The 9,701-nt window shown below is 72.2% G+C and carries 9 protein-coding genes and 1 pseudogene; 2 read left to right on the top strand and 8 right to left on the bottom strand.

Translation table 11 applies throughout. The annotated features are described in order from the left end of the window. Positions 1-546, top strand: a 546-nt coding sequence (locus QSK36_RS42800) for an RICIN domain-containing protein (RefSeq protein WP_285786406.1), incomplete at its 5' end; no start/stop codon positions are given. A 249-nt stretch (positions 547-795) separates the two neighbouring features. Then, positions 796-2,505 (top strand): glucuronoarabinoxylan endo-1,4-beta-xylanase XynC, encoded by a 1,710-nt coding sequence (gene xynC, locus QSK36_RS42795; RefSeq protein ID WP_183542108.1) that lies wholly within the window; start codon positions 796-798, stop codon positions 2,503-2,505. Between the two features lie 141 nt (positions 2,506-2,646). Here the strand turns inward: xynC and QSK36_RS42790 are convergent, their stop codons facing one another. The 8 genes and pseudogenes from QSK36_RS42790 to QSK36_RS42755 form a co-directional block, all read right to left on the bottom strand. Then, positions 2,647-4,023: an alkaline phosphatase family protein gene (locus QSK36_RS42790; RefSeq protein ID WP_285786405.1), complete on the bottom strand. Its 1,377-nt coding sequence runs from the start codon at positions 4,021-4,023 to the stop codon at positions 2,647-2,649. After that, positions 4,020-5,147: a metabolite traffic protein EboE gene (gene eboE / locus QSK36_RS42785; RefSeq protein ID WP_183542104.1), complete on the bottom strand. Its 1,128-nt coding sequence runs from the start codon at positions 5,145-5,147 to the stop codon at positions 4,020-4,022. Before eboE ends, QSK36_RS42790 begins: the two co-directional genes overlap by 4 nt. After that, on the bottom strand, positions 5,147-6,004 hold the full coding sequence (locus tag QSK36_RS42780; protein ID WP_285786404.1) for a TatD family hydrolase: 858 nt from the start codon (positions 6,002-6,004) through the stop codon (positions 5,147-5,149). The genes eboE and QSK36_RS42780 overlap by 1 nt, the downstream gene beginning before the upstream one ends. After that, positions 6,004-6,609: an EboA domain-containing protein gene (locus QSK36_RS42775; protein ID WP_285786403.1), complete on the bottom strand. Its 606-nt coding sequence runs from the start codon at positions 6,607-6,609 to the stop codon at positions 6,004-6,006. Before QSK36_RS42775 ends, QSK36_RS42780 begins: the two co-directional genes overlap by 1 nt. Further along, the gene (locus QSK36_RS42770; protein ID WP_285786402.1) at positions 6,606-7,463 is read right to left on the bottom strand and encodes a sugar phosphate isomerase/epimerase family protein; all 858 of its coding nucleotides are present in this window, start codon (positions 7,461-7,463) and stop codon (positions 6,606-6,608) included. Before QSK36_RS42770 ends, QSK36_RS42775 begins: the two co-directional genes overlap by 4 nt. Further along, a complete protein-coding gene (locus QSK36_RS42765) occupies positions 7,460-8,305 on the bottom strand; it encodes an SCO3242 family prenyltransferase (protein WP_285786401.1) in 846 nt (281 codons plus the stop codon). The genes QSK36_RS42770 and QSK36_RS42765 overlap by 4 nt, the downstream gene beginning before the upstream one ends. Positions 8,306-8,312: 7 nt before the next feature. Further along, positions 8,313-9,464 carry an inositol-3-phosphate synthase gene (locus QSK36_RS42760; RefSeq protein WP_183542094.1) on the bottom strand — a complete coding sequence of 384 codons (1,152 nt, stop codon included), beginning with the start codon at positions 9,462-9,464 and terminating at the stop codon, positions 8,313-8,315. Positions 9,465-9,570: 106 nt separating this feature from the next. Beyond that, positions 9,571-9,701, bottom strand: a pseudogene (locus QSK36_RS42755) (sugar phosphate isomerase/epimerase); the annotation flags it as partial.

Here is a 9,701-nt window from a genome sequence, read left to right as displayed (position 1 = left end):
TGCACCGGCATCACCGTGTGGGGCATCACCGACAAGTACTCCTGGCGCAGCGGTGACACCCCGCTGCTGTTCGACGGCAACTACAACAAGAAGCAGGCGTACACGGCCGTCCTCGACGCCCTCAACGGCGGGACCTCCAGTTCTCCCCCGCCCACCGGAAGCGGGACCGCCATCAAGGGCGTGGGATCGGGCCGGTGCGTGGACGTCACCGACGTCTCGCAGGCCAACGGCGCGCAAGTGCAGATCTGGGACTGCAACGGGCAGAGCAACCAGCAGTGGACGCAGACAAGTGCCGGTGAGCTGCGGGTCTACGGCGGCAAGTGCCTGGACGTCAACGGCGCCGGCACCGCCGACGGCACCAGCGTGATCATCTGGGACTGCAACGGGCAGAACAACCAGAAGTGGCGGTTCAACGCTGACGGCACCATCACCGCGGTCGGCGCGAACAAGTGCCTCGATGTCACCGGCGGCGGCACCGCCAACGGCACCAAACTCCAGATCTACTCCTGCTGGGGCGGCAGCAACCAGCAGTGGACCCGAGTGTGACACCACCCCTCACCGGGGCGGCCCCAGCGTGGCCGCCCCGGGTGGGCCGCGAGGCTCGCCGACGCGACCTGGGCGTCGTTCCGCTCGTACAACCATCCCACCCGTGACACCGTCGCCGGCCTCGACGCACCCGAGTCCGGGCGGCCCCCAACGGTGCGGTTCTCCGCGCCCAGAGCGACCGCTCCCCCGGTGAGCGACCAACCACCACGCGAAGGCGCGGATCGGCACCGACAGCCAAGAGGAGAAGACATGACGCAGGATCAGAACGAGCCCGTGAGCAGCGAGCGGAGAATGCTGAGCCGGAGATCCGTCCTGGCGACGATGGGAGCGTTGCCGGTCATCACGGCCGCGGCGTCGGTCCTGGGGGCCACGGAGGCCGCGGCGGCCACCGCGAGCATCAATCCGTCGGCGCAGCGGCAGACGATCAAGGGCTTCGGCGGCATGACCCACGCGGCCTGGGCCGGCGACCTGACAGCCGCCCAGCGGGACACGGCATTCGGCACCGGCGACGGCAAGCTGGGGTTCTCCATCCTGCGGATCCCCGTCGGCGAGAACCAGTCGGACTGGAGCCGTGACCTGGCGACGGCGAAGCGCGCGGTCGAGCTCGGGGCGACCGTCTTCGCCTCGCCGTGGAATCCCCCGGCCAGCATGACCGAGACCTTCACCCGCGGCAGCCAGACCAACGCGAAACGCCTCAAGTACAGCTCGTACGCCGCCTACGCCCAGCACCTGAACGACTTCACCACCTACATGCGCAACAACGGGGTGAACCTGTACGCCATCTCGGTGCAGAACGAGCCCGACTACGCCTCCACCTGGACCTGGTGGACCGCCACCGAGATCGTGAACTTCCTGAAGCAGAACGCGTCGGTCATCGGCACCAGGGTCATGGCGCCCGAGTCCTTCCAGTACATCAAGAGCATGTCGGACCCGATCCTCAACGACTCCACGGCGCTCGCCAACGTGGACATCATCGGGGCGCACCTCTACGGCACGCCGTACTCGAACTTCCCCTACCCCCTCTTCCAGCAGAAGGGCGCGGGCAAGGAACTCTGGATGACCGAGGTCTACTACCCCAACAGCACCGACTCGGCGGACACCTGGCCCCAGGCGCTCGACGTGGGTGAGCACATGCACCGCGCCATGGTGGAGGCCGAGTTCCAGGCGTACGTCTGGTGGTACATCCGGCGCAGCTACGGCCCCATGCGGGAAGACGGCCAGATCAGCAAGCGCGGCGCCATCATGGCGCAGTTCGCCAGGTTCGTCCGCCCCGGATACGTGCGGATCGACGCGACGGCGAATCCCGCGTCGAACGTCTACGTCTCGGCGTACCGGAGTGGCAACACCGTCGTCATCGTCGCCATCAACAAGGGGACCTCCGCGGTGAGCCAGCAGTTCACCGTGGCGGGCGCCGGCTCGGCCGGCGTCTCGTCCTGGGTGACCGACGCGAGCAGGAACGTCGCGTCCCAGGCGGCGACCAGCATGTCGAACGGCTCCCTCACCGTCACGCTTCCCGCTCGCAGCATGACGACCTTCGTGACCAGCCTGAGCGGCGGCTCCTCGCCCTCCCCGTCGCCCATCCTGTCGCCGAGCCCGTCGCCCAGCGCGTCGCCCAGCGCCTCGCCCAGTGGCGGCACCGGGACCGGGCCCCGGGTCGCCTACACCATGAGCACCTGGAACAACGGCTTCACCGCCAGCATCAGCATCACCAACACCGGAACCTCGACGATCGACGGCTGGACACTGGCCTTCACCCTGCCCTCCGGCCAGTCCATCACCTCGGGCTGGAACGCCACCTACTCGCCCTCCAGCGGCCAGGTGAGCGCCCGCAACGTCAGCTACAACGGCACGATCGCGCCCGGGGCCACCATCGACATCGGCTTCCAGGCCACCCACACCGGCAACACCGCCGAACCGACCGCCTTCACCCTCAACGGCGTTCCCTGCACCGTGGTCTGATTAGCACGTGGTCTGATCAGCACGTGGTCTGATCGGCATGACCTGGCCGGCAGGCGAGACAACCCCCGAAGCCGACCGGCGGGAAACCCGACCGCGCCCTGGACCTGATGGTCCAGGGCGCGGCTTCCTCTCCGTGCGAGATCAGCCCAGTGCGAGGCGGAGCAGCAGGTCCTTGACCTCCGTCGCCTCGAATCGCCGCTTGGCCGCGGATGGGTCGGAGCAGAGCAGCACCGGCGCGTCTGCGGGGTCGGCGGGAAGCAGCCCATGTGAGCCGCGTACGGCGCGAGCACCGTGGTCGAGGCCGACGACGTTCATGAGGTAGCGCATGCCGAGCTTCTTGCGCAGCAGCGCCACGCCGGCCCTGCGCTTGGCGGCGCCGGGGTGCGCCGGGTCGAAGAAGAGCTCGGCCGGGTCGTAGCCCGGCTTGCGATGGATGTCGACGAGGCGGGCGAAGTCGGGCGCGCGGGCGTCGTCGAGCCAGTAGTAGTAGGTGAACCACGCGTCGGGCTCGGCGAGCAGGACCAGTTCACCGGAGCGGGGGTGGTCCAGGCCGTGCGCCTTCTTCCCGCTCTCGTCGAGCACCTCGGCGACGCCGGGCAGGGACGCGCAGAGCTCGGCGACGGCCGGCACGTCGGCGGGGTCGGGAACGTAGACGTGCGCCACCTGGTGGTCGGCGACGGCGAACGCGCGCGAGGTCCACGGGTCGAGATACTCCATGCCGTCCTGGGTGTAGACACGCAGGAGCCCTTCCGCACGGAGCATCCGGTTGACGTCGACGGGGCGGGAGACGTCGGTGATGCCGTACTCCGACACGCAGACGACGGTCCTGCCCTGCGCCGCCGCGGCTTCCAGCAGCGGCGTCAGCACGGTGTCGAGCTCGGCGGCCGCCGCGGCGGCGCGAGGGTCGGACGGGCCGTACCGCTGCAGGTCGTAGTCGAGGTGAGGGATGTAGGCCAGCGTCAGGTCGGGGTTGTGCGCGGTCATGATGTGCTGGGCGGCGCGGCAGATCCAGGCCGACGAGGCGATGCCCGCTCCCGGGCCCCAGTAGCTGAACAGGGGGAAGGTGCCCAGCGCCGAGGTGAGCTCGTCGTGCAGCTCCGGGGGGTGGGTATAGCAGTCGGCCTCCTTACGCCCGTCGGCGTGATAGATCGGCCGGGGGGTGACCGTCCAGTCGACGTCGGCGCCCATCGCGTACCACCAGCACACGTTGGCCACCGTGAGGCCGGGCCGATCGCGCCGGGCGGCCTGCCACACCTTCTCACCGCCGACGAGCGCGTTGTGCTGGCGCCACAGCAGGACCTCTCCGAGGTCGCGGAAATACCAGCCGTTGCCGACGATGCCATGATCGGCCGGCGGGACGCCGGTGAGGAACGTGGACTGCACCGAGCAGGTGACGGCCGGCAGGACGGTGCCGAGTTCCGCCTGGAAGCCGTCCGCGGCGACGGCCCGCAGCCGCGGCATGTGCGCCAGCAGTCGCGGGGTCAGCCCCACCACGTTCAGGACCAGCAACGATGTCATGTCCCAACTCCCACATCACGCAGCGCGGCACGGGCGAAGTCCAGCTCGTCGGCGATGCCCGCGGCGAGCTGTCCGGGGGTCTGCGGGCGCAGCGCGGCCGGCAGCACTCCCCAGGTGTAGGTCTCCACGTCGAAGTGGTCGCAGAGCGGCCGCGGCCCGCCGGCGAGCTCCGCGAGCGCCGCACGCATCACGGGGATGGTCGTGGCCAGCGGCGCGGGCGGCGAGACGTGGAGGGGAACGTGGTAGTGGACCCGCCACGGCCCGGGCAGCCCCCGCTCGAAGGCCTCGTCGAGGTCGTCGGCGGCGTCGCCCGCGGGGTTGCGCGTCTGGTGCAGGAAGCGCGGCTCGGCGTACTCGCGCAGGGCTTCCGGGTCCGCGGTCTCCAGGGCCGCGGAGAGCTGGACCTTGACGACGGGCAGGCCGGCCCGGCTCAGCTCCTTCAGCGCGTCGGCCGGCTCCTCCCACGCGCAGGCCAGGTGGGCGAGGTCCAGGCAGATGCCGAGCCGGCCGCCGTCGACGCCGGCGAGCCGTGCCACCGCCTGGCCGGTCGTCTCCACCACGCAGCCGGGCTCGGGTTCGAACCCCACCCGTATCACCCGCCCGGTGGCGGACTCGAGGTCGGCCAGACCGGCGGCCAGCCGGTCGAGCCGGCGTGCGGCCAGGTCGGCCATGCCGGTGTCCCAGGGGTCGCGCCAGGCGAGCGGCAGCGTCGAGACCGACCCTCGGGCCGCGTCGTCGGGGAGCAGGTCCGCGAGGACGAGCGCCAGGTCCAGGGTGTACGACAGGCGGTCCCGGGTGGTCCAGTCGGGATGGTAGACGGCGTGCTTGACGACCGTGTCCTGGAAGGAACGGTAGGGAAAGCCGTTGAGCGTGACCACCTCCAGGCCCCGTACGGACAGCTCGCGGCGGAGCCTGGCCCGCAGGGCGGGGTCGGCGGCCAGGGCGGCGGCGACGGGCGCGGCCAGCCAGAGCCCGAGCCCCAGGACGTCCGTGCCGAGGCGGGCGCGGATCGGGACCGCGTAGACGTCGAGCTGGGCGATGACGCCGTCGAGATCCTCTGCCGCGTGCACGTTGGTGCAGTAGCTCAGGTGCAGCGGGGCTCCGCCCGGGTGGCGTAGCCGCATCAGCCGCCGCCGCGCTTGATGGAGCTGCCGGCGAAGGTGGGCTGGTCCGCCCCGGCTCCGGCGCCGGTCAGGTCGAGGCGCCCGGACTGGCTGTAGAACTCCACGGGGTTGCGCCACAGCACCCGGTCGACGTCGTCCTCGGTGAATGCGGCGGCCAGCATCGCCGTTCCGGTCTCCAGCGTGAGCAGCGGGTCGGAGACGCCCCAGTCGGCGGCGGAGTTGACCAGCATCCGCTCCGGGCCGTACCGCTTGAGGATCTCCACCATGCGGGGCGGCGACATCTTCGTCTCGGGGTAGATGGAAAAGCCCATCCAGCATCCGGAGTCGCGCACGATGCCGACCGTGACCTCGTTGAGGTGGTCGACGGCGACCCGCTCGGGCGCGATCCCCGAGGCGGCGACGACCTCCAGAGTGCGCCGGGTGCCGGTGGCCTTGTCGCGGTGGGGGGTGTGGACGAGCGCCGGCAGGTCGTGCTCGACGGCGAGGGCGAGCTGCCGCTCGAAGACGTCGTCCTCCTCCGGAGTGATCGAGTCGTAGCCGATCTCTCCGACCGCGACGACACGGTCCTTGTCCAGGTAGCGCGGCAGCAGGTCGAGCACGGGGCGGCAGCGCGGGTCGTTCGCCTCCTTGGGGTTCAGCGCGATCGTCGCGTGGTGCACGATGCCGAACTGGGCGGCCCGGTACGGCTCCCAGCCGATCAGCGAGTCGAAGTAGTCGGTGAACGAGCCGGGGCCGGTGCGAGGCTGCCCCAGCCAGAAAGCCGGCTCCACGACGGCCCGGACGCCGGCGGCGGCCATCCGGGCGTAGTCGTCGGTGGTGCGCGACGTCATGTGGATGTGCGGGTCGAAGATGCGCATCAGGACTCCTCACGGGTCAGACGGCCGAGCAGGGCGGCGGCGTCGGCGGGCATGGGGCGTCCCGCGGCCGCGCGCTCGTCGGCGAAGGCGGCCAGCATGGCCGCCAGCTCACGGTCGGCCCGCTCGTCCAGCCCGTCGACCGCGGTCAGCGGCACTCCCGTGAACACGGACTTGAGCACCGCCTGCCGCCAGGCGGCCTGGTCGAGGTGGCGGGCGTACGGCCCGAGGGCGGCGGCCAGCAGACGGGCGTCGTTCGTGCGGATCGCGTCGTGCAGCAGGGGCAGTCCCGCCGCGCCGACGGCGAGCATCGGCAGGGCCTTGAGCACGGCCCGCTTCTCGTCGGCGTCGCCGTAGCGGTAGAGGTCGCCGATCTCGGCCTCCGCCCGGTCCGCCGGCAGCGCGGCCAGCAGCAGTGCCCGGGCGGCCTCGTCCGCGGTCCAGCCGGGCACGCCGGGCAGGGGTGTGCGCCCGGCCCGCCGTCCGGCCTGGGTGAAGGACCGGCCGATCGTCTCGGGTCGCTCGCTCGCCGCGGTGAGCGCGGCGTCCACCCATTCCTCTCGCGGTGTCTCCCGCAGCGCGGCTCGCAGCCGGTCCGGTCGCGTCATGCCGTTCTCCCTTCGCCATCACGCCTCGACGCCTGCTCGGCCGCGCGCAGGAATTCGATCGAACGCCGGGCCACGGCGGGCGCGGCGTGGCAGTGACGGGGAAGCTCGACCGCGACCAGGCCCCGATAGCCGGCGTCGGTCAGCGCGCGCAACACCGGTGGGAAGTCGATCTCCCCTTCGCCGAACTCCAGATGTTCGTGCACGCCCCGTCGCATGTCGTCGATCTGGACGTTCACCAGGTGCCCGGCGACGGCCGCGACGCAGCCGGGCACCGGGTCGGGCTCGTTGCAGCGGCAGTGCCCGATGTCCAGGGTGATGCCGAAGCCGTCCGGAGAACCGAGCGCCTCGTGCAGCCCGCGCCAGCCGGCGATCGTCTCCACGAGCATCCCCGGCTCGGGTTCGAATCCCAGCGTCACACCGGCGCACCGCGCGGCGTCGAGAACGCGCCCGCAGCCGTCGACCAGTCGGTCCCAGGCGGCGGCCTGGTCGACCCCGGCCGGGCGTATGCCGGACCAGAACGACACCGCCTCGGCGCCGAGGTCCGCGCCGATCGCGACGGCGCGGCGCAGGAAGTCCACCCGCCGGTCCCGGTCGTCGTCCAGCAGCGTCGGGGCGTGCTTGCGTCGTGGATCGAGCAGGTAACGCGCACCGGTCTCGACGACCACCGCCAGATCGAGGTCGCGCAGCTTGTCGGCGACCTCCGTCACGCGCCGTCCCAGCCCGTCGGCGTACGGATCGAGATGGCAGTGGTCGAGCGTCAGGGCCACTCCCTCGTAACCGAGGCCGGCGATGACGTCGAGGGCGTCCGGCAACCGGTGATTGGCGAAGCCGTTGGTGCCGTAGCCGAACCTCATGTCGCGGAGACCTTCCTGACCAGGCGCCGGGCCAGCGGAATCGCCGCCGCGAGGGCGAGGCCGGCGCGGGGAGCGCCGCCGCGCGCGGCGAGGGCGCCCTGGAGGGCCGGCAGGCTGACGATGCCCGCGCTGACCGCGTCACGGACGCGCCGCGCGGAGGGGTCGGCGACGGCGTGCGCCTGGGGGAAGCCGAACTGCGCGGCGTAGCAGCCGGCGAGGGCCGGCTGCACCGGTCCCCCGGCACCACGGGCGGTGACGGCGGCGAGCGTGACGGTGCCTGCCAGGGTCGCGGCGGGCAGCCGCGGGTCCGCCCCCGACACCTCTGCGTGCGAGAGCGCGGTGAGCAGGTACGTGTGGGCGGCGATGGTGAGAGCGGAAGGCAGCGCGGCGGTGCGGGAGCCGCCTGTGGCACCCAGCAGCACGTCGAGGCCGCGGCACAGCGCCATCGTCAGGGGACCGGCGGGTGTGCCCTTGGCCGCCACGTCGTACGCCCAGACGGCGGCGGCCAGGGGTGCGGCGACCGCCAGGGCACGCCGGCCGCCCGCGAGCCCGGCCACGGTGAGCCCGGCGACGGTGAGCCCCGCCGCCGTGCCGAGGGCCGCCTCGGCCGGCACGCGCCCCGAGGGGATGGGGCGCTCCGGGCGCTCGATCGCGTCGAGATGCCGGTCGGCCCAGTCGTTGGCCGCCATCCCCGCCCAATACAGGAGGACCGAGGAGCAGGCCAGGCCGATGGTGCGGCGGCCGAGCACTCCACCGGCGGCCGCCCCGGCGACCACGTCGCCGGGCACGGACAGCGCGGCCGGCGCACGGACCAGCTCGATCAGATCGCGGAGCGCCGTCATCGCGTCGTCATCGCCCCGTCTCCCGGGGGCCGAGCGCGTCCACGGCGGCCCGCAGCGCCTGCCACTGCTCGGGCAGCGCGTGGGGCACCTCTCCGAGAGGGTCCTTGAAGAAGAAGGCCAGTTCGGTGAGCGGACCCGTGCGCCCGGCCCGGTGGGCGGCCGCCGTCAGCCGTGCCAGGTCCAGGACCAACGGCGCGGCCAGCGCCGAGTCGCAGCCGTGCCAGGTGAACTCCATGCGCATGCGGGTTCCGAGGAAGCCTTCGAAGGAGATCAGGTCCCACGCGGTCTTGAAGTCGTCGAGGTCCTCGACGAAGTCGATCCGGGTCTCGCCCTGCGGGACGTAACCGAGCGTCTCGTGCAGCACGCGCTGTTTGCTGGCGGACTTGGCCGCGTTGGCCGCCGGCTCGGCGAGGTTCGCGCCGTCGCCGCCGCCCAGCAGGTTGACGCCGGACCAGGTGCGCACCTTCAGGTTGCGCAGGGCGAACATCGGGGCGAGCACCGACTTGACCAGGGTCTCGCCGGTTTTGCCGTCGTGGCCCCCGTACGGGAGCCCCTGCCTGCGGGCCAGGGCGTCGAGGGCGGGCAGGCGGGCGCCGGTGGAGGGCGTGAAGTCGACGTACGGGCAGCCCGCTCGCAGGGCGGCGTAGGCGGCCAGGGCGCTGGGCGGCAGGACGGGCTCCGGCCCGTCCAGCGCGGCCTCCAGCGCGTCGAGATCGGCGTGGGCGGGATGGGGTCGCGGTGCCGGTTCCGTGGTCGAGACGTTGATCACGACGACGCGGTCCAGATCGTGCCGCCGGCGGAAACGATCCAGGTCGGCGCCGATGGCGTCCGCGGCCCCGGCTTGGGTGTCGCGGACCGGCAGGGGCAGTACGTCCTGCTCGATCTCGAGTAGCGCGTCCTGCACGGCCCCGGCGAGCCGAGCCGGAACGATTCCCGCCTCGGCAAGCGCGGCGGCCTTCTTGACCAGGGGGATCGAGGAGATGTCGTGGCCGCCGAAGACCAGGTCCCCTATCGCGGGGAGGGCGTCGCTGTGCAGCCCGGGCGATTCCAGGACGCATCCGGTCGGTTCGGCCAGGCCCGCCCGCACCGCCGACGCCCCGAGCATGCTGGTGACCGCGACCGATCCTCGTGCTCCGATGAGCCATACTCCGGTTCTCATCTGTCTCCTCTCCCCGATCGGTTGCCGGGACGGTGGGGGTGCTGCTTACGGCGGGTCGGCTCCGTCGGGCGGCGGCCACCGTGCGGCCGCCGCCCGGCGTGATGTGTCATTCGGAGGAGAAGGCGGCGTCGAAGGCTGCGGCCGGTGGGGTGATGGCGTTGAGCGAGCGGATGTAGGCGAGGGATTCCGGCGCGCCGTGCAGCCGGTCCATGCCCGCGTCCTCCCACTCGATGGAGA

The sequence above is a fragment of the Microbispora sp. NBRC 16548 genome, assembly GCF_030268985.1.
Lineage (GTDB): Bacteria > Actinomycetota > Actinomycetes > Streptosporangiales > Streptosporangiaceae > Microbispora > Microbispora catharanthi.
The sequence above is the reverse complement of the archived record's forward strand: the minus strand, read 5'-3'. Positions and strand labels throughout refer to the sequence as shown.

Excerpts from the sequence above, each read along its gene's own strand:
- eboE (WP_183542104.1), bottom strand. The coding sequence starts at position 5,147 with ATGCGGCTACGCCACCCGGGCGGAGCCCCGCTGCACCTGAGCTACTGC.
- QSK36_RS42775 (WP_285786403.1), bottom strand. The coding sequence starts at position 6,609 with ATGACGCGACCGGACCGGCTGCGAGCCGCGCTGCGGGAGACACCGCGA.
- QSK36_RS42780 (WP_285786404.1), bottom strand. The coding sequence starts at position 6,004 with ATGCGCATCTTCGACCCGCACATCCACATGACGTCGCGCACCACCGAC.
- QSK36_RS42790 (WP_285786405.1), bottom strand. The coding sequence starts at position 4,023 with ATGACATCGTTGCTGGTCCTGAACGTGGTGGGGCTGACCCCGCGACTG.
- QSK36_RS42765 (WP_285786401.1), bottom strand. The coding sequence starts at position 8,305 with ATGACGGCGCTCCGCGATCTGATCGAGCTGGTCCGTGCGCCGGCCGCG.
- QSK36_RS42760 (WP_183542094.1), bottom strand. The coding sequence starts at position 9,464 with ATGAGAACCGGAGTATGGCTCATCGGAGCACGAGGATCGGTCGCGGTC.
- QSK36_RS42770 (WP_285786402.1), bottom strand. The coding sequence starts at position 7,463 with ATGAGGTTCGGCTACGGCACCAACGGCTTCGCCAATCACCGGTTGCCG.
- xynC (WP_183542108.1), top strand. The coding sequence starts at position 796 with ATGACGCAGGATCAGAACGAGCCCGTGAGCAGCGAGCGGAGAATGCTG.